The 21,355-nt window shown below is 67.3% G+C and carries 22 protein-coding genes; 12 read left to right on the forward strand and 10 right to left on the reverse strand.

The window, feature by feature from the left end; all coding sequences use genetic code 11:
- The 4 genes from potA to LRM18_RS13580 all read left to right on the forward strand — a co-directional run.
- On the forward strand, positions 1–868 hold an 868-nt coding region (potA, locus tag LRM18_RS13565; RefSeq protein WP_270954824.1), incomplete at its 5' end, for a polyamine ABC transporter ATP-binding protein.
- Positions 865–1,797 (forward strand): ABC transporter permease subunit, encoded by a 933-nt coding sequence (locus LRM18_RS13570; RefSeq protein WP_049469494.1) that lies wholly within the window; start codon positions 865–867, stop codon positions 1,795–1,797. The genes potA and LRM18_RS13570, both read left to right, overlap by 4 nt.
- Positions 1,794–2,636: an ABC transporter permease subunit gene (locus LRM18_RS13575; RefSeq protein WP_005415928.1), complete on the forward strand. Its 843-nt coding sequence runs from the start codon at positions 1,794–1,796 to the stop codon at positions 2,634–2,636. The genes LRM18_RS13570 and LRM18_RS13575 overlap by 4 nt, the downstream gene beginning before the upstream one ends.
- Before the next feature lie 83 nt (positions 2,637–2,719).
- Entirely contained in the window at positions 2,720–4,084 is a 1,365-nt protein-coding gene (locus LRM18_RS13580) for an NAD-dependent succinate-semialdehyde dehydrogenase (RefSeq protein ID WP_270954825.1), read from the forward strand.
- A 75-nt stretch (positions 4,085–4,159) separates the two neighbouring features.
- On the opposite strand, the gene LRM18_RS13585 is transcribed toward LRM18_RS13580, so the two are convergent.
- The 8 genes from LRM18_RS13585 to LRM18_RS13620 form a co-directional block, all read right to left on the reverse strand.
- Entirely contained in the window at positions 4,160–5,182 is a 1,023-nt protein-coding gene (locus tag LRM18_RS13585) for a magnesium and cobalt transport protein CorA (protein WP_049469491.1), read from the reverse strand.
- A gap of 6 nt (positions 5,183–5,188) precedes the next feature.
- Positions 5,189–6,451: a DUF4105 domain-containing protein gene (locus LRM18_RS13590; protein ID WP_270954826.1), complete on the reverse strand. Its 1,263-nt coding sequence runs from the start codon at positions 6,449–6,451 to the stop codon at positions 5,189–5,191.
- A complete protein-coding gene (locus LRM18_RS13595; RefSeq protein WP_049469485.1) occupies positions 6,448–7,329 on the reverse strand; it encodes a transporter associated domain-containing protein in 882 nt (293 codons plus the stop codon). The genes LRM18_RS13590 and LRM18_RS13595 overlap by 4 nt, the downstream gene beginning before the upstream one ends.
- Before the next feature lie 64 nt (positions 7,330–7,393).
- The gene (locus LRM18_RS13600; protein WP_080355582.1) at positions 7,394–8,002 is read right to left on the reverse strand and encodes a hypothetical protein; all 609 of its coding nucleotides are present in this window, start codon (positions 8,000–8,002) and stop codon (positions 7,394–7,396) included.
- Positions 8,002–8,610, reverse strand: a complete 609-nt coding sequence (locus tag LRM18_RS13605; RefSeq protein ID WP_270954827.1) for a hypothetical protein — start codon at positions 8,608–8,610, stop codon at positions 8,002–8,004. Before LRM18_RS13605 ends, LRM18_RS13600 begins: the two co-directional genes overlap by 1 nt.
- 75 nt (positions 8,611–8,685) lie before the next feature.
- A complete protein-coding gene (locus LRM18_RS13610) occupies positions 8,686–9,291 on the reverse strand; it encodes a hypothetical protein (protein WP_270954828.1) in 606 nt (201 codons plus the stop codon).
- A gap of 48 nt (positions 9,292–9,339) precedes the next feature.
- Positions 9,340–9,825 carry an rRNA maturation RNase YbeY gene (ybeY, locus tag LRM18_RS13615; RefSeq protein ID WP_049469473.1) on the reverse strand — a complete coding sequence of 162 codons (486 nt, stop codon included), beginning with the start codon at positions 9,823–9,825 and terminating at the stop codon, positions 9,340–9,342.
- On the reverse strand, positions 9,822–10,808 hold the full coding sequence (locus LRM18_RS13620; protein ID WP_049469470.1) for a PhoH family protein: 987 nt from the start codon (positions 10,806–10,808) through the stop codon (positions 9,822–9,824). The genes ybeY and LRM18_RS13620 overlap by 4 nt, the downstream gene beginning before the upstream one ends.
- Before the next feature lie 395 nt (positions 10,809–11,203).
- On the opposite strand from LRM18_RS13620, the gene LRM18_RS13625 reads away from it, so the two are divergent.
- The 3 genes from LRM18_RS13625 to LRM18_RS13635 are packed head-to-tail and all read left to right on the forward strand — an operon-like array spanning position 11,204 to position 14,213.
- Positions 11,204–12,160 carry an HlyD family efflux transporter periplasmic adaptor subunit gene (locus LRM18_RS13625; protein WP_270954829.1) on the forward strand — a complete coding sequence of 319 codons (957 nt, stop codon included), beginning with the start codon at positions 11,204–11,206 and terminating at the stop codon, positions 12,158–12,160.
- A gap of 20 nt (positions 12,161–12,180) precedes the next feature.
- The gene (locus LRM18_RS13630; RefSeq protein WP_197638635.1) at positions 12,181–13,104 is read left to right on the forward strand and encodes an ABC transporter ATP-binding protein; all 924 of its coding nucleotides are present in this window, start codon (positions 12,181–12,183) and stop codon (positions 13,102–13,104) included.
- Positions 13,101–14,213, forward strand: coding sequence for an ABC transporter permease (locus tag LRM18_RS13635; protein ID WP_197638636.1), 1,113 nt, complete (start codon positions 13,101–13,103; stop codon positions 14,211–14,213). Before LRM18_RS13630 ends, LRM18_RS13635 begins: the two co-directional genes overlap by 4 nt.
- A 50-nt stretch (positions 14,214–14,263) precedes the next feature.
- On the opposite strand, the gene miaB is transcribed toward LRM18_RS13635, so the two are convergent.
- Both miaB and LRM18_RS13645 read right to left on the reverse strand, forming a co-directional pair.
- Entirely contained in the window at positions 14,264–15,682 is a 1,419-nt protein-coding gene (gene miaB, locus LRM18_RS13640) for a tRNA (N6-isopentenyl adenosine(37)-C2)-methylthiotransferase MiaB (protein ID WP_270954830.1), read from the reverse strand.
- A 160-nt stretch (positions 15,683–15,842) separates the two neighbouring features.
- Positions 15,843–16,463, reverse strand: a complete 621-nt coding sequence (locus tag LRM18_RS13645) for a glutathione S-transferase family protein (protein ID WP_270954831.1) — start codon at positions 16,461–16,463, stop codon at positions 15,843–15,845.
- Positions 16,464–16,543: 80 nt separating this feature from the next.
- On the opposite strand from LRM18_RS13645, the gene LRM18_RS13650 reads away from it, so the two are divergent.
- The 5 genes from LRM18_RS13650 (at position 16,544) to LRM18_RS13670 (ending at position 21,310) form a co-directional block, all read left to right on the forward strand.
- Positions 16,544–17,512 (forward strand): WYL domain-containing protein, encoded by a 969-nt coding sequence (locus LRM18_RS13650; protein ID WP_049467516.1) that lies wholly within the window; start codon positions 16,544–16,546, stop codon positions 17,510–17,512.
- A 46-nt stretch (positions 17,513–17,558) separates the two neighbouring features.
- Complete coding sequence (locus LRM18_RS13655) at positions 17,559–18,488, forward strand: lytic transglycosylase domain-containing protein (RefSeq protein ID WP_206633176.1); 930 nt, start codon at positions 17,559–17,561, stop codon at positions 18,486–18,488.
- 200 nt (positions 18,489–18,688) lie between these two features.
- Positions 18,689–19,309, forward strand: a complete 621-nt coding sequence (gene petA, locus LRM18_RS13660; RefSeq protein WP_004151998.1) for a ubiquinol-cytochrome c reductase iron-sulfur subunit — start codon at positions 18,689–18,691, stop codon at positions 19,307–19,309.
- The gene (locus LRM18_RS13665; RefSeq protein WP_049467520.1) at positions 19,309–20,568 is read left to right on the forward strand and encodes a cytochrome bc complex cytochrome b subunit; all 1,260 of its coding nucleotides are present in this window, start codon (positions 19,309–19,311) and stop codon (positions 20,566–20,568) included. Before petA ends, LRM18_RS13665 begins: the two co-directional genes overlap by 1 nt.
- The gene (locus LRM18_RS13670; RefSeq protein WP_032960911.1) at positions 20,561–21,310 is read left to right on the forward strand and encodes a cytochrome c1; all 750 of its coding nucleotides are present in this window, start codon (positions 20,561–20,563) and stop codon (positions 21,308–21,310) included. The genes LRM18_RS13665 and LRM18_RS13670 overlap by 8 nt, the downstream gene beginning before the upstream one ends.
- Positions 21,311–21,355: the final 45 nt, after the last annotated feature.

Genomic DNA, 21,355 nt, shown 5'->3' on the forward strand with positions numbered 1-21,355 from the left:
CCAGCGGCCGGTCAACATGATGTTCCAGTCCTATGCCCTGTTCCCGCACATGACGGTGGAGCAGAACATTGCCTTTGGCCTGAAGCAGGACGGCCTGGGCAAGGACGCGATCAGCAAGCGCGTGGGCGAGATGCTGGACCTGGTGCAGATGGGCCACCTGGGCAAGCGCAAGCCGCACCAGCTGTCCGGCGGCCAGCAGCAGCGCGTGGCGCTGGCGCGGTCGCTGGCCAAGGGGCCGAAGCTGCTGCTGCTGGACGAGCCGATGGGCGCACTGGACAAGAAGCTGCGCTCGCAGATGCAGCTGGAACTGGTCAGCATCATCGAATCGTCGGGCGTGACCTGCGTGATGGTCACCCACGACCAGGAAGAAGCGATGACCATGGCCACCCGCATCGCGGTGATGGATGCCGGCTGGATCCAGCAGGTCGGCAAGCCGGACGAGGTCTACGAGCAGCCGGCCAACCGCTTCGTTGCCGAGTTCATCGGTTCGGTCAATCTGTTCGATGGAGTGATCGACGAGGACCTGCCCGAGTATGTGACCGTGCGCTCGCCGCTGTTCCCGGCGCCGATCTACATCGCCCATGGCATCACCTGTTACGAAGGGCAGCCGGTCGCATTCGCGCTGCGCCCGGAAAAGGTGATGATCGGCAAGGACGAGCCGGAAGGGCATACCAACAAGGCCCAGGGCGTGATCGAGGACATCGCCTATTTCGGCAGCCATTCGGTCTACCACGTGCGCCTGCCCAGCGGTGCCAAGGTGCTGGCCAATTTCGCCAACTCGCAGCGCTGGGCCAGCGATGGCCTGACCTGGGGGGACAGCGTGTGGGTGCACTGGCGCGACAACGACGGCGTGGTGCTGACCTCATGAGCGTCGCCGGCCTGAAGCGCTGGCTGCCGGGGCTGCGTGCCACGGTGATCGGCATTCCGTACCTGTGGCTGCTGCTGTTCTTCGCAGTGCCGTTCCTGATCGTGCTGATGATCAGCTTCTCGCTCAGCCGGGTCGGCTCGCCGCCGTACACCTGGCTGCTGCAGTACGCGGACGGCGGCTTCTCGCTGAAGCTGAACCTGGAAAACTACCTGGCGCTGTTCCGCGATTCGATCTATGCGCAGGCCTTCCTGAGTTCTATCAGGATCGCGGCGATCTCAACTTTCCTGACCCTGCTGATCGGCTACCCGATGGCCTATGCCATCGCGCGCCTGTCGCCGGCCGCGCGCAACGTGGCGATGATGCTGGTGGTGCTGCCGTCGTGGACCTCGTTCCTGATCCGCGTGTACGCGTGGAAGGCGATCCTGGACCGCAATGGCCTGCTCGACCAGTTCCTGCAGTTCACTGGCCTGCAGACGCTGATGACGTCGATGGGGCTGCCGAAGCTGCAGCTGATCGATACGCCGACGGCCGCCTACATCGGCATCGTCTACTGCTACCTGCCGTTCATGGTGCTGCCGCTGTACGCCAACCTGGTCAAGCATGACCACCGCCTGCTGGAAGCGGCCTACGACCTCGGCGCCAAGCCGTGGCAGGCGTTCCTGCGCATCACCTTGCCGCTGTCCAGGGCCGGCATCATCGCCGGCTGCATGCTGGTGATGATCCCGGCGGTGGGTGAGTTCGTGATCCCGGAAATGCTCGGTGGTTCGGAGACGCTGATGGTCGGCCGCCAGCTGTGGAACGAGTTCTTCAACAACCGCAACTGGCCAGGCGCCTCGGCGATGGCGGTGGCGATGATCCTGTTGCTGCTGGTGCCGATCCTGCTGTTCAACCGTTCCCAGCAGCGCCTGCTGGAAGGGAAGCAGGCATGAGCCCGCGTACCGCCAAGGGCCTGGGTCTGGGCGTGCTGCTGCTCGGCTTCGCCTTCCTGTACCTGCCGATCCTGCTGTTGATGTTCTATTCGTTCAACAGTTCGCGGCTGGCGATGGTCTGGGCCGGGTTCTCCACCCGTGCCTACAGCGACCTGTTCGCCGACCGTGCGCTGATGGATGCGATGTGGACCAGCCTGGTGGTGGCGTTCTGGACCGCCTGCACCGCCACCGTGCTGGGTACGCTGGCGGCGATGGTGATGACCCGTTTCAAGCGTTTCCGGGGCAAGCCGCTGTTCGGTGCGCTGGTCACCGCGCCGCTGGTGATGCCGGATGTGATCCTGGGCTTCTCGCTGATGGCGCTGCTGGCCTCGATGGGCGCGATTCCCGGCTTCCCCGCGCGTGGCCTGGCCACCATCTGGATCGCACACGTGACCTTCACCCTGTGCTTCGTCACCGTGGTGGTGTCCTCGCGCCTGCAGGAAATGGACCTGTCGCTGGAAGAAGCGGCGATGGACCTCGGTGCCAGCCGGTTGACCGTATTCACCCGCATCACCCTGCCGATCATCGCGCCGGCTCTGGTGGCGGGCTGGCTGCTGGCCTTCACGCTGTCGCTGGATGACGTGGTGGTGGCCAGTTTCGTGGCCACGCCGGGCTCGACCACGCTGCCGATGAAAGTGTTCGCCTCGGTGCGCATGGGCATCAGCCCGAAGATCAACGCGTTGGCCACGCTGCTGGTGTCGGCCGTGTCGATCGCTGCAGTGATCGGCTGGTACATCAACGCCCGCGCCGAGAAGCGGCGCCAGCGTGACCTGCAGCTGGCACGGCAGGACAACGGCTGAGCACACGGTCTGTCGACAGCGCCGGCAACATCCGGCTCACGGCCGGCGGCGCACAATGGGGGTCACTTTGATGGAGACCCCCCATGATCGTCGAGATCATCGACCCGGCCACCGGCCAGGTGACCTACCGCCATGAACTGATGGGCGCTGCTGACATCGAGCAGCGCCTGCAGGCCGCCGCCGATGCGTTCCCCGGCTGGGCCGAGCGTTCGCTGCAGGAACGCGGCGCGATCCTGCGCCAGATCGCGGCGCAGTTGCGCACGCGCCGCGACGACCTGCAGCAGGCGATGACCCATGAGATGGGCAAGCTCAAGGCCGAAGCGCTGGCCGAAGTCGACAAATGTGCGGCCGCCTGCGAGTACTACGCGGACCACGCGGCCGACTATCTGAAGCCGCAGCTGATCGACACCGAAGCCCAGCGCAGCTACGTGCGCTACGAGCCGATCGGCTGCGTGTTCGCGGTGATGCCGTGGAATTTCCCGATCTGGCAGGTATTCCGATTCCTTGCACCGGCCTTGATGGCCGGCAACGTGGCGCTGCTCAAGCACGCCAGCAATGTGCCGCAGTGCGCTGACCTGATCCTGGCCGTGTGCCGTGATGGAGGATTGCCGGAGGGCGTATTCGACGTGCTGCACATCGACAACGACCAGGCGGCCGAGGTGCTGCGCGACGCGCGGGTGAAGGCGGTGACGCTGACCGGCAGCGAGCGGGCAGGGCGCTCGATCGCGGCCAATGCCGGTGGCCAGCTGAAGAAGTCGGTGATGGAGCTGGGCGGCAGCGATGCCTTCGTGGTGCTCGATGACGCCGACCTGGACAGGACCGTGGCCGCGGCGGTGAAGTCGCGCTTCGACAACAGCGGGCAGACCTGCATTGCCGCCAAGCGTTTCATCGTGGTCGAAGCGGTCGCCGATGAGTTCACCCGGCGCTTTGTCGAAGCGGCCGGCCAGCGCCAGTACGGCGACCCGGACGAGCGTGGTACCACGCTGGCGCCGATGGCCCGTGCCGACCTGCGCGATGAACTGCACAAGCAGGTGCAGGCCAGCGTGGCCAAGGGCGCGCGGGTGCGGGTCGGTGGCGAGCCGATCGCCGGCACGCATGCAGGCTATCCGGCCACCGTGCTCGACCAGGTCGGCTCGGGCATGCCGGCCTACGACGAGGAACTGTTCGGGCCGGTGGCTGCGGTGATCCGGGTCGCCGACGAGGCCGAGGCACTGCGCGTGGCCAACGACACCCGCTTCGGCCTGGGCGGCAGCGTGTGGACGCGCGACCCGGTGCGCGGCGAAGCGTTCGCGCAGCGCATGGAGTGCGGCGCCGCGTTCGTCAACGCCATCGTCAAGAGCGACGCCCGGCTGCCGTTCGGCGGCAGCAAACAGTCCGGCTTCGGCCGGGAACTGGCCGACCACGGCATCCACGAGTTCATGAACATCAAGACCGTCTACGTGGCTTGATGCCGAAGGGTAGTGCCGGCCGCTGGCCGGCATTGCCCCGATTGCTGGCCAGCGGCCGGCGCTACCAGCAGCGGGTCACAACCACTTCGCGCGCTTGAACAACCGGTACAGGCCCACGCACACGCCGCCCACGCCGACAATCATCAGCGGATATGACCACGGCTGGCTCAGCTCCGGCATGTGGCTGAAGTTCATGCCATACCAGCTGGTGATCAGCGTCGGCGCCGCCAGCAGCGCGGCCCAGGCGCCGAGGCGCTTGACCGTCTCGCCCTGCGCCAGCGTCACCAGCGACAGGTTGACGCTGAGCGCGGTGCCGAGCATCTCGCGCAAGGTATCGATCACATCGCTGATGCGCACCGCGTGGTCGTGCACGTCACGGATGTACAGCTTCACTTCGTCGGGGATCAACTCGCCCTGGTAGCGGCGCAACTGCGCCAGTACGTCCTGCAGCGGTGCCACCGCCATCCGCATCTTGTTCAGTTCGCGCTTGAGCTCGTACAGCCGCACCACGGTGCTGCGCTTGTAGTTCTCGGCGAAGATGTCCTTTTCCAGCAGGTCCAGGGTGTCGCGGAAGCGGTGCACGATCGGCAGGTAGTTGTCGACCACGAAGTCGGTCACTGCGTAGAGGCAGTACGACGGGCCCATCTTCAGCAGCTGCGGCTCACGCTCGACCCGCGCCCGCACCGGCGCGTACGACAGTGAGGCGCCGTGGCGCACCGTCACCAGGAAGCGCGGGCCGAGGAAGGCATGGGTTTCGCCATACTGGATGCGCTCGTCGACCATCTGCGCGGTGGTCACCACCACGAACATCGAATTGCCGTAGGTCTCGACCTTGGGCCGCTGGTGCGCGTTGCGCGCGTCCTCGATGGCCAGGTCGTGCAGGCAGAATTCTTCCTGCAGCTTCAGCAGTACATCGTCGTTGGGATCGTACAGGCCGACCCAGACAAAGCCGTTGCCGCTGGCAATGACGTCGCTGATGGCATCCAGGCCGATGTCGTGGCGCTTGCCCTCGTCATCGTAGTGGACGCAGTTGATGACGCAGGCGGGGTTGGCCGAAGCCGGGGCGGAAGCGGAGGCGGGCAATGACATGCCCGCCATCGTGCGTCAGCGCCGTGTTTCGGACAAGTGAGGACGGCGCCCCAGCACCCAGGCCAGCGCCGCGTGCACCGGCAGCAGCAGGACGATCCACTGTACGTTGTACTGCGCCTGCAGGCTCAGCCAGTGCAGTACCAGCGCCGCCACGGCCTGCACCGCCAGCAGCCACAGCACGACCCTGAACATGCGGCCCGGCACGCGCCGGCGCAGCAGTGCGATCGCGCCCGGCAGCAGCAGCACGGCCAGCGGCGAAAGCAGCAGCAGGTTGCGGTTGGCCCAGGCGGCGTAGTGGGTGCTGAAGCCCCACAGGAACACCAGCAGGCTGCCAGCGATGGCACACAGCAGCCAGAACGGCAGGGCCAGCCCGGCCAGCAGGCGCGGGCGGTTGCGCAGCGCCAGCACGCCGCCGGCCACGACCAGCCCCAGCAGCAGCCACGGCCACCAGCGGCGCGCGAATTCCTTCGGCTCCGGATCGATGCGGTGCGGCAGCAGTTCCTGTTCGGACTGCACCAGCGGCCGGCCGTCGCTGTTGCGTGCCTGGCGCAGCGCGTCGGCCAGGCGCATCGGCACGAAGGCTTCCTGCCAGCGCGACAGCGGCTGGTCGGCGAACGGCCCGAGGCCGACATCGAAGCCCAGCCACATCCACGGCGCCGGCGAGGCCAGGCGCACCGATTCACTGCGGTAGGTATTGCCGCGCGAGCGCCCCGACAGCTGCGATTGCAGGCCGCCGCCCAGCGCCTTGTCCACCGTGTCGCGCACCATCGTGGCGCAGTTGGCGGTGTAGTAGTCGTAGTGGTAGCGCGCGTTTTCCGGCTTGGCTCGTTCGGCCAGGTCGGCGGCCAGCGCACGCGCCTGGTCCGGGCGCAGGTCCAGCCATTGCACGCTGGCACCGCGGCCGGTCTCGTCGTAGTACGACAGGTCCTGCTGCAGCGGCAGCGCCACCAGGTAATACATCATGTCGCCGCGCACGAAGCGGCTGATGAAATCGTCCTCGGACGGATCGAAGTAGCCGAAGTTGTATGAGGTCGCTTGGCCGCTGAGCGGATCGATCACCACGATGGCATCGTGGCCGAAGCGCTCGAAGAACACCGTGCCCGGCTGCATGGTCACCACGCCGATGCGCGGGGCCGCAGCCTCGGCGCCGGCGGCGGCAGGCGCGGGCGTGCTCGCCGCCGGCTGCGCGAAGGCAGCCAGCGGCAGGACCATGGCCAGCACGCACAGTGCCAGCCACATCGTCAGGCGCAGTGCCAGGACGGGGCCGCGGCGCTTCAAGCGTCGTCCTGCGCGTCCGGCGGCAGCACGGTCACGTGGAAGGCCTGCACCCGGCGCGCATCGGCGCGGGCCACGCGGAACATGAAACGGTCCAGGGCCAGCTCATCGCCGACTTCCGGCAGATGGCCCACGGCCTCGGTGACCAGGCCGCCGATGGTGTCGTAGTCCTCGTCGGAGAACGTGGCGCCGAAACGCTCGTTGAAGTCGCCGATCGGGGTCAGTGCGTCGACCACGTACTGGCCGTCGGACTGGATGGCGATCTGCGCCGACGGATCCTCGGCCTCGTCATGCTCGTCGTCGATCTCGCCGACGATCTGTTCCAGCACGTCCTCGATGGTGACCAGGCCGGCGACACCGCCGTACTCGTCGACCACGATGGCCATGTGGTTGCGTGACAGGCGGAACTCCTTCAGCAGCACGTTGAGCTTCTTCGCCTCCGGGATCAGCACCGCCGGGCGCAGCAGCTCGCGCACGTTGGCCGGGCCGTTGTCGGCGACCACGCCGCGCAGCAGGTCCTTGGCCAGCAGGATGCCAAGGATGTCGTCCTTGTTCTCGCCGTGCACCGGGAAGCGCGAATGGCCGGATTCGACCACCTGCTTCATCAGTTCCAGGAACGGCGCTTCGACCGGCAGCGAAACCATCTGCGAGCGCGAGATCATCACGTCGCCCACGGTCAGCTCGGCCACCGCAATGGCGCCTTCCATCATCTTCAGGGTATCGGCGGCGATCAGACCCTCTTCCTGCGCGGTGTGCAGGACAGCGACCAGCTCGTCGCGGGTATGGGGTTCGCCGGAGAAAGCGGAGGTCAGGCGTTCAAGCCAGCCGCGCTTCTTTTCACTGGGCTCCTGTGCGGAGCTACTACTGTCGTCTTCTGACATCTCTGGAAAAAGGGCACCCGGCAAGCCGGGCGATGGCCCAAGTCTAGCAGGATGTGGCGCCCTGTCAGCGACCGTCGCTGCCCGGCCCGGTGATCGGTGGCGGGGCCAGTTCAGGCCGGGCGGGGGCCTCTTCCTCGGGCAGGTCCAGGCTGTAGGTACAGCCAGCCAGGGTCTTGCCCGGATGGGAGGCCACGGTAGAGACGCTGAGGATGATCGATTCGATCTGGGCCTCGCCGGTCTTCGGGTCGGTCACGTCCCGGCTGACCAGCTCGCGGCCGGCCATGAACTTGCCGTCCTGGTCGTAGCCGGTCTCCAGCCCCAGCTGCCTGGCCAGTGGCCGCGGATCGGCCTGGTCGAGGATGGCCATGACGCTGGACCCGGCCACGGCGACCCGTTCGGTGCGCGCACCGAACACGCTGATCGGCTGGGCCAGGCGGTACTCGCTCATGAACTGGTTGCCCTGCGGCAGCGGCTGCAGGCCCTGGGCCACGGCCTTCAGCGGATCAGCCAGCAGGGGCGCCAGCGCGGCCTGCTCGGCCACGCCCTGGCGGCACTCGATCAGGGCGGGCAGGTCCAGGCTGGAGGCGAAAGCGGATGGGGCCGCAAGGACATACAGCAGAGGCAGGCAGCAGCGCAGCGACACGGGCGGATTCCGTAGACGGAGGTCTGCCATCATAGCCCCGGCGAGCGCCTGAACGGCCCGGTGAGAAGGCGCAGGAAACCGGTCACCGCCCGCCGCACGACCATCAGTGAGAGGGTCAGCACGACCGCAAGCATGGTGATCTGCATCGATTGCCCCGCGATGCGCGCCACCGCCGGCCACAGGCCCGGGCTGGTCAGCCAGGGCATCAGTTCCGACGCTGTTGTCCTCGCTACTTTCATGTAGATCACGGCCAGCGCGAACAGCACCAGCAGCGAGGTGCGGCTCGCATGGAAGAACGGAAGCGTGTTGACCGGACGGCCAAGCCGCTGCTGCAGCACCGTCCGCCATAGCACCGGCAGGGTCGCAGCGCCGACCAGTATCAGCATCATCGACGTTTCCCAGAGCCCGGGCGGGTGGGCGGGTTCCGGTCTATCCGTGAGGTGGGGGCCGATCAAGCCGACCGCCAGCCCGACCAGCAGACACGAGGGCGAGAGCAGGGCCAGGCTGCGCAGCAGCCAGTGCCTACCGCCGGCGGGCCGAGCAATGATGCGGCGCACGGCATAAGTGCCAAGCAGCAGCAAAACGGCGAATAGGCCCAGGCCGATCGTAAACGCCATCAAGTCATTTTCCGAGGTCATCCATGGTTCCCTGCGCCCGATGCCGGGGGCAAACAATAGCGCGCCGCGCGGACCGGCGCCTACGGGCCGGCTGGATCAGGGCGACCGCTGCTGCGATGTCGCAGGGTACCAGCGCAGCCTGACCGGGTAGCCCAGTCGCATCTGCAGGCGGTCGCGCACGGCGATTGTCGTCGCGCGGTTCGCTGGTTCCCGCAGCTCCACCTCCAGCTCCCCGGTCATGACATCCAAGCGGTAGCCGAACAGGTCCGGCAGCTGGGCCCGCAGCCAGTCCTGCTGTGCGTGCAGGCGGCGCCTCATCTCCACTTCGGTCATCGCGGCGCCAGTGACGTAGTGCACGTGTTGCGGGCCAGCCGCCCCTGGATGTGTCTCATCGGCCGCGGGTACGGCGCCGGTCAGTCGCACCACGACGTTCCAGCCCGTTGCGTTGTCCACCCAGACACCGGCCAGGCGTGCCGCGTGTCGCGCTTCCAGGCGCTCGATCAGCGCCCGTTGTTGGGCAGTGGCGACGATATTGCGAGTGTCGCGCTCGCTGCTGCCGAAGAACGCCCTTAGTTCGGCGATCTTTGCGGCGATGTCAGCCTCGCTGTCGCTGGCGGGGAACGGTGATGGACGGTCAGGATCGGGCATCAGGCCTGCCCCGGACTGCAGCAGCGCGGCAAGCACAAGTGCGGGCAGGGTCATGCTGCGCTCCTCTTCCGTGAGTGCGTGGGCTCGGAACAGAGCCCGACGTCAGCGCTCGCCGGCGTAAGGATCGGCGATGCCGAGCTCGGCCAGGATCTCACGCTCCAGCTGCTCCATCGCGTCGGCTTCCTTGTCGTCCTCGTGGTCCCAGCCGAGCAGGTGCAGTACGCCGTGTACGGTCAGGTGCGCGTAGTGGGCGTTGAGCGCCTTGCCCTGTTCCTCGGCCTCGCGGGCGACCACCGGTGCGCAGATCACCAGGTCACCCAGCAGCGGAAACTTGACACCCTTGGGCAGGCCTTCGGGCACTTCGGCCGGGAAGCTGAGCACGTTGGTCGCATAATCCTTGCCGCGGTAATGGCGGTTCAGTGACTGCCCTTCCTTGGCATCGACCACGCGGATGGCCAGGTCGGCTTCGCGGATGCGGCCTTTCAGCGCAGCGGCCACCCACTTGCGGAAGCTGACTGCCGCCGGCAGGCCGGTACGCGGCAGGGCATAACTGACGGCGACGTCCAGTCGCACGGGACCACGGGTCATGGAGTTGCTCCAGGTTGGATCTGATGCAGGTCGCGGCGGTCGTAGGCGCTGACGATACGCGCCACCAGCGGGTGGCGGACCACGTCGCGCGACTCGAAGAAGGTGAAGCTGACACCTTCGACGTCGCGCAGCACATCGATGGCGTCGCGCAGGCCGGACTTCACGTGCTTGGGCAGGTCGGTCTGGGTCAGGTCGCCGGTGACCACGGCGGTGGAGCCGTAGCCCAGGCGGGTCAGGAACATCTTCATCTGCTCGATGGTGGTGTTCTGGGCTTCGTCCAGGATCACGAAGGCATCGTTGAGCGTGCGGCCGCGCATGTAGGCCAGCGGCGCGATCTCGATGACGTTCTTTTCCAGCAGCTTGACCACCTTCTCCACGCCCATCATCTCGTACAGGGCGTCGTACAGCGGTCGCAGGTAGGGGTCGACCTTCTGGCTCAGGTCGCCGGGCAGGAAGCCCAGCTTCTCGCCGGCTTCCACCGCCGGGCGCACCAGGATCAAGCGCTGTACCCGTGATTCGTTCAGCGCTTCGACCGCGCTGGCCACGGCCAGGAAGGTCTTGCCGGTGCCGGCCGGGCCGATGCCGAAGTTGATGTCATGGGTGGCGATCTGGTGCAGGTAGCGGGCCTGGTTGGCGCCACGGCCGCGCACGGTACCGCGCTTGACCTTGATCGCCACCTCCTGTGCCTCGTACGAGCGTTCGGCGATCTGTTCGACATTGGCCTGCGCCAGGCGCAGGTGGATGGCATGGTTGTCGAAGACAGTCTCGCCGGCTTCGGCGTACAGCGCCTCGACCAGCTTCTGCGCCTCGACGATTGCCTCGCCGGGCCCGCTGATACGGAACACGAAGCCACGATTGGCGATCTCCACACCGAGCTTCAGCTCGATCTGGCGCAGATGGCCATCGAAGGGGCCGCACAGGTTGGCCAGCCGCTCGTTGTCTTCCGGCGACAGGCTGAAGTCTCGATGCTCGATGCTTTTCATTGCTTGGGGTGGGGCGGGTTCGCCGTCCACCGCGATGGACTCGGGATGACAAGGTTACGCGCGTGCAGGGCAAGCGGCCAGCGTGCGCATCGGAACAGTGTGGCACCACGCGGTTTTCCACACCCGGTGTGGACCGCGGCTGCGGAAAGCTGTGGATAGTCCTTCGCAGCGCTTGTGCCACAAGGGAGATGATGTCGTGGTGAAAATATGGCCAGGCGCCAGCGGGTTTTCCACATGCGATGTGGACGGCGGTGCAACGAACCTGTGGATAGATGGGGCCGAGCCTTGTGGCACGAGGCCTGGCGCTGCGTGGTGAAAAAACCGTCAGGCTGATCGGGATCATTGCGGGTGCACGGGCGGCATGGCACCGTGGCGCTGTCGCGGGAGGGGATGGCATGGGCATCGGCAAGCGGATGCGTGGCGCCGGACTGGCGGGCCTCGGCCTGCTGGCCGGGTGCGGCCAGGCGCCGCCGGTTGCACTGGGTACGCTGGAATGGGACCGGGTCACGGTGCCTGCGCCGGCGGCCGAGGTGATCTCCTCGGTGGAGGTGCGCGAGGGCCAGCAGGTCAAGGCCGGGGCCGTGCTGATGCAGCTCGATTCCGCCCGCGGCGATGCGCAGTTCGCCGCAGCACAGGCCGACACGGCGCGCGCGCAGGCGCAGCTGGAAGAACTGAGGATCGGCCCGCGCCAGGAACAGATCGCGCAGGCCCAGGCGCAGCTGGCCGCGCTGCGAGCGCAGTCCGCCGAGGCCAGCGCGTACTACCGTCGGGTGCAGCCGCTGGCACGCCAGCGCCTGATCGCCGCTGCCGAACTGGACCGCGCACGCGCCGCCGCCGGCAATGCCGAGGCCAGCGTACGGGCTGCCGAGCAGGCCTGGCTGGAACTGGTGCACGGCAGCCGCGCGCAGGACATCGCCCAGGGCCAGGCGACCGCCGATGCTGCGCAGGCGCAGCAGGTGTTGCAGGGGGTCAACCTGCAGAAGCTGCAGCTGCGCGCGCCGCGTGATGGCACGGTCGATGCCTTGCCCTACCGGCAGGGTGACCAGGCGCCGGTCGGTGCGCCGCTGGTGGTGATGCTGGTGGGCGAGCGCCCCCATGCGCGCGTCTACCTGCCGCAGCCGCTGCGGCTGCAGGTCAAGGTCGGGCAGGCCGCGCAGATACAGCTGGAAGGGGGCAGTACCGTACTGCAGGGGCACGTGCGCGCGATCCGCAGCGAGCCTTCATTCACCCCCTACTACGCATTGACTGGCGATGACGTGGAGCGCCTGAGCTACCTCGCCGAGATCGAGGTGGATGCAGCCGCCGACATGCAGGCGCTGCCGGCCGGGGTACCGGTCCAGGTGCGCTTCTGAACACCGGCGGCGACATCGCGGTGCACGCGCGGGGCCTGACCCGCCGCTTCGGTGAGCTGCTGGCCGTGGACAACGTCGACCTGAGCGTGCCGCGCGGGCAGGTGTACGGGTTCCTCGGGCCGAACGGATCCGGAAAGTCGACCACCATCCGCATGCTGTGCGGGCTGCTGGAGCCGAGTGCTGGGCGGATCGAGGTGCTGGGCCTGTCCGTGCCGGAGCAGGCGGAAGCACTGCGCCGCCGGATCGGCTACATGACCCAGCGCTTCTCGCTCTATGAAGACCTGTCGGTGCGCGAAAACCTGGAATTCCTCGCTGCGATCCAGGACCTGCCGCGCGTGCAGGCCCGGCAGCGGGTGGAGGCGCTGCTGCAGCAGTACCGGTTGCACGACCGTCAGCCCCAGCTGGCCGGTACCCTCAGCGGTGGCCAGAAGCAGCGCCTGGCCTTGGCCGGTGCGGTGGTGCATTCGCCCGAGCTGCTGTTCCTGGACGAGCCGACCAGCGCGGTCGATCCGGAATCGCGCCGCGATTTCTGGGAGGCCCTGTTCGAACTGGCCGACGCCGGCACCACGGTGCTGGTGTCGACCCATTACATGGACGAAGCCGAGCGCTGCCACCGGCTGGCGATCCTGGATCGCGGCGCGCTGGTGGCCGATGGCACGCCGGCTGAGCTGTGCGCGCGGTTGCAAGGGCGCACGCTGCAGGTCACCGCGTCGCAGCCGCGCCTGGCCAGCCGCGCACTGGCCGATCTGCCCGGTGTGCTCAGCGTGGCGCAGATCGGTACCCATCTGCGCGTGCTGTGCAATGAGGGAGCGGCGGACATCGCGGTGCTGGGCCGTGCGCTGGCCAACGCTGACCCGCAGGCCCGCATCGAGACGGTGGCGCCGAACCTGGAAGACGTGTTCGTGGCCGCCACCCGTGGCCGCGGTCGGGAGCCGGCGGCATGAACCTGCGCCGGCTGTGGGCGATCATGCTCAAGGAGTTGCGGCAATTGCGCCGCGACCGCATCACGCTGGCGATGATCGTCGGCATCCCGGTGATGCAGCTGCTGCTGTTCGGGTATGCGATCAACCTCAACCTGCGCCACCTGGATGCGGGTGTCGCCGACCAGTCCAACAGCGCCGCTTCGCGCGCGCTGGTGCAGGACATGGTGGCCACCGGCGTGATCACGCCGCGCAGCGAGGCCTACACACCGGACCAGCTGATGCAGGCGCTGCGCCGCGGCGAGATCAGTGTCGGCATCGTGGTGCCGGCCGACTTCGAGCGTCGCCGCTTCGACGGTCGCGAAGCAGTGCAGGTGCTGGTCGATGGCAGCGACACCGTGGTGCAGAGCGCGGCGATCCAGCTGGCGCAGGTGCCGCTGGACACGCGCCCGACCAGCAACACGCGGCCACTGCGCGAAGGCAGCATCGCCAGTGGTCCAATCAGCGTGACCAGCTTCTACAACCCGCAGCGGCGTTCGGCGGTGAACATCGTGCCGGGCCTGATCGGGGTGATCCTGACCATGACCCTGGTGATGTTCACCGCGGTGGCGGTGGTGCGTGAACGCGAGCGCGGGAACATGGAGCTGCTGATCGCCACGCCGGTGTCACGCAGCGAACTGATGGTCGGCAAGGTGCTGCCCTATGCAGCCATCGGCCTGCTGCAGACCACGCTGGTGCTGGTGCTGGGTACGTGGCTGTTCCAGGTACCCATTCGCGGCAGCCTGCTCGATATCTATCTGGCCGCGGTACTGCTGGTGCTGGCCAACCTGGCGCTGGGCCTGTTGATCTCCACGCGCGCGCGCTCGCAGTTCCAGGCCATGCAGATGACCTTGTTCCTGTTCCTGCCGTCGATCCTGCTGTCGGGCTTCATGTTCCCGTTCGCGGGCATGCCGCGGCCCGTTCAGTGGCTGGCCGAAGTGCTGCCGCTGACCCACTTCCTGCGCCTGGTGCGCGGCATCATGCTGCGCGGCGCCCCGTTGTGGGAGCTGTGGCCGGATGCACTGGCGCTGCTGGCCTTCATCGGGGTGATGATGACCCTGGCGATCCTGCGTTTCCGCAAGCGCCTGGATTGAAGGCAGGGGGTCGGATCCCCGCAGGGGCTCCGACCCCCTTCACCGGGGCCTTATTCGGCCACCACGCGCCCGCGCAGCGAGTTGGTCAGCGCCTCGGTGATCAGCACATCCACGAACTGGCCGATCAACCGCGCAGGCGCCGGGAAATTCACCGACCGCATGTTCTCGGTCTTGCCGGTCAGCTCGTTCGGATTCTTGCGCGACGGCCCCTCCACCAGCACGGCCTGCACGGTGCCGACCATCTTCTCGGAGATGCCGGCGGCATGGGCGTTGATGCGCTCCTGCAGGCGCGACAGGCGCGCGTGCTTTTCGGCATCGCTGATCGTGTCCTCCAGGTCCGCGGCCGGCGTGCCCGGGCGCCGTGAATAGATGAACGAGAAGCTGTGGTCGAAGCCGATGTCCTCGATCAGCTTCATGGTCTTCTCGAAATCGGCGTCGGTCTCGCCGGGGAAGCCGACGATGAAGTCCGAGCTGATCGAGATGTCCGGGCGCACCGCGCGCAGCTTGCGGATCTTCGACTTGAATTCCAGTGCGGTGTACCCGCGCTTCATCGCCGACAGCACGCGGTCGCTGCCGGCCTGCACCGGCAGGTGCAGGAAGTTGGCCAGCTGCGGGACGTCGCGGAACGCGTCGATCAGCGAGTCGCTGAACTCCAGCGGGTGCGAGGTGGTGAAGCGGATGCGGCCGACCCCATCGATCTCGGCGATGGTACGGATCAGCAGGCCGAGGTCGGCGAACTCACCGTCACCATAGGGCCCGCGATACGCGTTGACGTTCTGGCCGAGCAGGTTGATCTCGCGCACGCCCTGTGCGGCCAGCTGCGCCACTTCCACCACCACGTCCTCGAACGGGCGACTGACTTCGGTGCCGCGGGTGTAGGGCACCACGCAGAACGAACAGTACTTGGAACAGCCTTCCATGATCGACACGAATGCCGAGGGACCTTCGGCGCGCGGCTCGGGCAGGCGATCGAACTTCTCGATCTCGGGGAAACTGATGTCGACCTGCGGGCGCTTCTGCTCGCGACGTGCACGGATCAGCTCCGGCAGGCGATGCAGGGTCTGCGGGCCGAACACCAGGTCCACGAACGGCGCGCGCTTGATGATCGCTTCGCCTTCCTGCGAGGCGACGCAACCGCCGACGCCGATGATGACTTCGCGGCCCTTGTTCTTCAGGCCCTTCCACACGCCCAGCTGGCTGAACACCTTCTCCTGCGCCTTCTCGCGGATGGAGCAGGTGTTGACCAGGATGACGTCGGCGTCGTCCGGGTTGTCGGTCAGTTCCAGGCCATCGCTGGCGGCAAGCACGTCGGCCATCTTGGCCGAGTCGTACTCGTTCATCTGGCAACCGTGGGTCTTGATGTACAGCTTGCCCTTGACCTGGTCGGGCTTGCGCGGACCAGCGGGCAGGGCAACGAGCGGGGTACCGCCCGGCGTGGCGGGCGGAAAGACGTCTGGCGTCCCGGTCATGGCGCTTAATCCATTCGGGTGGCGGGAAAGCGGGCAATTCTACCCGCATCCCGGCGCGTGCGCCGGCCCAGTAGAGCCAGGCCATGCCTGGCTGCATCCCGTTCCGCAGGCGCCGCGAACGGGTTCATCCACGCATGGCGCGGATCTACTGCAACCGCGCTTACGCCGCCGCCAGCTCCGCATCGATCTGCCGCGAACGGTCGAAGGCGGTTATCGCGCTCATCCGTGCAATGTAATCGGCCGTGGCCGGCGCCGGCTGTACCAGGCCGAAGGCCGTGGTCCAGGCCAGCGCATTGCCCCACAGCACGTCGGCGGCGCTCATCGTCTCGCCGAGCAGGTACGGGCCCTGCGCCAGCTGCGCCTCGACCACCTGCAGCACGGTCTCCGCATCGTTGTACGGCGACATCAGGCGCGGTGGCGGCTCGCGATGCATCGCCTTGTCGATCATCGCCGGCTCGAAACAGGCGCCGTAGAAGGCCATCCAGCGCAGGTAGGGCCCGCGCAGGGCGTCGCCGATCGGCGGCGCCAGCCCGGCTTCCGGATACAGGTCGGCCAGGTACAGATAAATGGCCACCTGTTCGGTCACCAGCGCGCCGTTGTGGACGATGGCCGGCACCTTGCCCATCGGGTTGATGGCCAGATAGGCCGGGGCCAGGTTGGCGCCGGCCTTCAGGTCCAGCACCTGCATGCGGTAGTCGGCACCCAGCGCTTCGAGCAGGGCCACGGCGCCGCTCGAGCGGGAACGGGCGGCGTGGTACAGGGTGATCTGGCGTGAGGACATGGCATTGCTCCTTGCGGTGGGTGGTGAACTGGAGGCCATCCTGGGGCACTATTGCGGACGACTTCTGTCCTCGATCCTTCATGCGCCATACCGCCCATCGACTGCTGCGCCTGATCGCCCTGCTGCAGGCCCGCCGCCAGTGGTCAGGGGCCGAGCTGGCCGAGCGCATGGGCGTGGACCGGCGCAGCATCCGGCGTGACATCGAGCGGCTGCGCGAACTGGGCTATCCGGTCCGGGCCTCGTCGGGGGTCGGTGGCGGCTACCAGCTGGGGGCCGGGGCACCGGTACTGCCGATGCTGCTGGACGAGGAGGAGGCGACCACCCTGGCGATCGCCCTGCGTGCCGCGTCCGCGACCGTCGCCGGCATCGACGACACCGCCCGTGGCCTGTTGTCCAAGCTCGACCCGCTGGTGCCGACCCGTCGCCGCCAGCAGGCCGGCGAGGTGCATGCCGCCACCGCCACCCTGTCCGATCTTCCGTCCACCGATGCACGCCTGCTCGGGCGGCTGGCCCAGCACTGCCGGCAGGCGTCACGGCTGGCCTTCGAATACCGCAGCGCGCAGGAGGCGGTGACCCAGCGCGAGGTCGAGGCGCAGCACCTGGTCAACTACGGGCGGCGCTGGTACCTGCTGGCCTGGGACCTGGGCCGGCAGGACTGGCGCACCCTGCGCGTGGACCGGATGGGCGCGGTGCGCGAATGCTCCGCGCCGGGCATGCATCGCCGCACGCCCGCACCGCCGGATGTGATGGTGCGGCAGGCGGTGAGCCAGGCGCCTTTCGCGCTGCAGGCCATCGTGCGCCTGGCCGGCAGCCACGCCGAGCTGGAAGGCCGCATCCCGCCCTGGTGTGGCGTGCTGGAGGCCGACGGTCCCGACCACTGCCTGCTGCGCATGGGCGCCGAGAGCCGCGGCATGATGCTGGCGCAGATCCTCAGCCTGGACCGGGTGCCGGTAGCGTTGTGGACGACGCCGCCGGGCCTGCGCGATGAACTGGCACAGCGCCTGGCCGGATTGGGGCAGGTGCTGGCTGTGCCGCCGGTCACAGGCTGAGCGGCGTCGCTTGGCAAGCCCCGGCGAAGCTGGGACACTCGCCGCCATGAAGGGGATACTGGGGACAACGGCGATCATCATCGCTGCGCTGACCGCTGCGCCGGCCAGTGCGGGCACCCTGTTCAAGTGCCAGGGCGCCGACGGGGTCACCAGCTATGTCAGCAAGCGCGTGGCCGGTGCCCGCTGCAGCACCATCAGCTACAGTCGCGACACCCGCCCGGCACCGCGCCCGGTGGTGGCCGCGCCGAAGCCGGCGCCGACCACCGTGGCCAGCATCGAGCGCAATCCGGTGGCCGTGGCCGCCAGTGCGGCGGCCCCGGTCGTGGCGCCCGCGGCCTCGCCTGCACCGGCGCCTGCGGCCGTGCCAGCGCCCCCGGTCGCCTCGCGCAGCGGGCGCATGGTCAGCGGCCAGGTCTATTCCTTCATGAAGGATGGCGTGCGCCACTACACCAGCGCACGGCCTACCCAGGTGGCCAACCTCGGTCCGGTGCGCACCATCCGCTACAGTTTCATCGAGCGCTGCTACGCCTGCGGCGTCAACCCGCGCGTGGACTTCGGTTCGGTGCGCCTGAACACCACCGCGTTCCAGACCGAGATCACCTCGGCCGCACGCGAGTTCGGCGTCGAGGAGGCGGTGGTGCGGGCCATCATCCACGCCGAATCGGCCTACAACCCGACCGCGCTCAGCCGCGCCGGCGCGCAGGGGCTGATGCAGCTGATGCCGCCGACCGCCGCGCGCTTCGGGGTCAGCGATGCGTACGACGCCGGACAGAACATCCGCGGCGGCGTGCAGTATCTTGCGTGGTTGCTGAAGCGCTTCAATGGCGACCTGACCCTGGCCGCAGCCGGCTACAACGCTGGCGAAGGCGCGGTCGATCGCCACGGCGGCGTGCCGCCCTACAGCGAAACCCAGTACTACGTACGCCGGGTCGGGCAACTGGCCGAGCGTTACCGCACCGCATTGACGCATCAGTAGTGCCGGCCGCTGGCCGGCAACCCCTGGGCAATGGCCGGTACCGACCGGCCGCTGGCCGGCAACCCCGCAATCAATGTTGTTGCAATGCGTTGTGTGGCGCGCGACGGTTCCGCTACACTCGACCGCGATTCAATGCGGCTCTGGCCCCCACCGGATCCGCTGGCAGCCTTAAAGCTACCTAATCAATATCGGAGTGCCGGATGGCCAACGATGGGGTACACGATCCAGTCAACACCGGACGTCGGCGTTTTCTTTCTGCCACCACAGCCGTGGTGGGCGCCGTCGGCGTCGGCTTCACCGCCGTTCCTTTCATCAAATCCTGGAACCCCAGTGCCCGCGCCAAGCTTGCCGGCGCACCGGTGGTAGCCGACATCAGCGCCCTGCAGGAAGGCCAACGCCTGATCGTGGAATGGCGTGGCCAGCCGATCTGGATCGTCAAGCGGTCCAAGGCGATCCTGGATGCGCTGCACGGGCTGGACGGCCGCCTCAAGGACCCCGAGTCCGGCGAAAAGGACCAGCAGCCGGACTACGTGCTGAAGCAGAACCCCGAGCTGCGCTCGATCAAGCCGGACATCTCCGTGCTGGTCGGCCTGTGCACGCACCTGGGCTGCTCGCCGGAAATGGTCGCCGAGATCCGGCCCGAGCCCTATGACCCGCAGTGGAAGGGCGGCTACTTCTGCCCTTGCCACAAGTCGCGCTTCGACATGTCCGGCCGCGTCTTCAAGGACGTGCCGGCGCCGATCAACCTGAAGGTGCCCGCGCACCACTACCAGGACGACAACACCATCATCATCGGTGTCGATCCGCAGGGGGCTGCCTGATGGCCAATATCCTCAGCCGTACCGCCAGCGGCGTGGCCGACTGGGTCAATGCCCGCGCGCCGGGCCTGATGCCGGTCTATCGCAAGCACGTCAGCGAGTACTACGCGCCGAAGAACTTCAACCTCTGGTATTACTTCGGTTCGCTGGCGCTGCTGGTGCTGGTCAACCAGATCGTCACCGGCATCTTCCTGACGATGCACTACAAGACCAACGCCGCCGAGGCGTTCGGCTCCATCGAATACATCATGCGTGATGTGGAGTGGGGCTGGCTGATCCGCTACATGCATTCCACCGGTGCCTCGCTGTTCTTCATCGTGGTCTACCTGCACATGTTCCGCGGCCTGCTGTACGGCAGTTACCAGAAGCCGCGCGAGCTGGTGTGGATCCTCGGCATGCTGATCTACCTGGTGCTGATGGCCGAAGCCTTCATGGGCTACGTGCTGCCGTGGGGACAGATGTCGTTCTGGGGCGCCAAGGTGATCATCTCGCTGTTCGGCGCGATACCGGTGATCGGCAACGGCCTGACCGAATGGATCATGGGCGACTACCTGCCCAGTGACGCCACGCTCAACCGCTTCTTCGCGCTGCACGTCATCGCGTTGCCGCTGGTGCTGCTGTTGCTGGTGGTGCTGCACCTGGGCGCGCTGCACGAAGTGGGGTCGAACAACCCCGATGGCGTTGAGATCAAGAAGGGGCCCAAGGGCAACCGCTGGTCGCCGAATGCACCGGCCGATGGCATCCCGTTCCATCCCTACTACACGCTCAAGGATGGCGTCGGCGCCGGCTTCCTGCTGATCATCGCTGCCTTCATCATCTTCTTCGCCCCCGGTTTCGGCGGCCTGTTCCTGGAGCACGACAACTTCACCGAGGCCAACCGCCTGGTGACCCCGGAACACATCAAGCCGGTCTGGTACTACACGCCGTACTACGCGATGTTGCGCGTGGTGCCGAACAAGCTGGGCGGCGTGCTGGTGATGTTCTCGGCCATCGCGATCCTGTTCCTGGTGCCGTGGCTGGACAAGGCGAAGGTGAAATCGGTGCGCTACCGCGGCTGGATCTCGAAGGTGATGCTGGGCGTGCTGGCCGTGTGCTTCGTGTGGCTGGGCGTGATTGGTTCCGGCCCGGGTACCGACGTGCACGAGACCTACATCGGGCGGGTGCTGACCTTCCTGTATTTCGCGTTCTTCATCACCATGCCGCTATGGACAAGGCTGGACAAGACCAAGCCGGTACCGGAGAGGGTGACCACGCATGACTGAGCGCTGGATGGTCCGGCTGGCCCTGGCGGCCACCCTGATGCTGGGCAGTTTCCTGGCCTCCGCCGCCGAGGGCGGCACTCCGCTGCTGCAGGCCGGCAACGACCTGGGTGACCGCGCCTCGCTGCAGCGCGGCGCGCAGCTGTACATGAACTACTGCTCCGGCTGCCACGCGCTGAAGTACCTGCGCTATTCGCGGATGGCGCAGGACCTGGGCCTGACCGAGGAAGAGGTGATGAACAACCTCAACTTCACCGGCTCGGCGATCGGCGACCCGATCCCGGTGGCGATGCCGAAGGAGAACGCGGAGAAGTGGTTCGGCAAGATGCCGCCCGATCTCAGCCTGATCTCACGCGTGCGGGGCAGTGACTGGGTCTACACCTATCTCAAGTCGTTCTACCTGGACAGCAGCCGCCCGCTGGGCTGGAACAACGCGCTGTTCGCCAATGCCTCCATGCCCAACCCGCTGTGGGAGATGCAGGGCCTGCAGCATGCGGTGCACGGCAAGGCGGAAGCGCCCGGCATGGACCCGCCGGTGACCGGCCTGAAAATCGAAACGCCCGGGTCGGTCGATGCCGGCCAGTACGATCAGGCCGTGCGGGACATCACCAACTTCCTCGAATACGCCGGTGAACCGGCCGCGCTCAAGCGCCAGCAGCTGGGCGTGTGGGTGATCCTGTTCCTGGCCCTGCTGACTTTCCTGCTGTACCTGCTGAAGAAGGAATACTGGAAGGACGTCCACTGATTCTGCCGCTGGCCATCGCACGGGCCTATTGGCTTTTGTGATGGT

Source organism: Stenotrophomonas sp. PI_27 (genome assembly GCF_027854495.1).
In the GTDB taxonomy this organism is placed as follows: Bacteria; Pseudomonadota; Gammaproteobacteria; order Xanthomonadales; family Xanthomonadaceae; genus Stenotrophomonas; species Stenotrophomonas pavanii.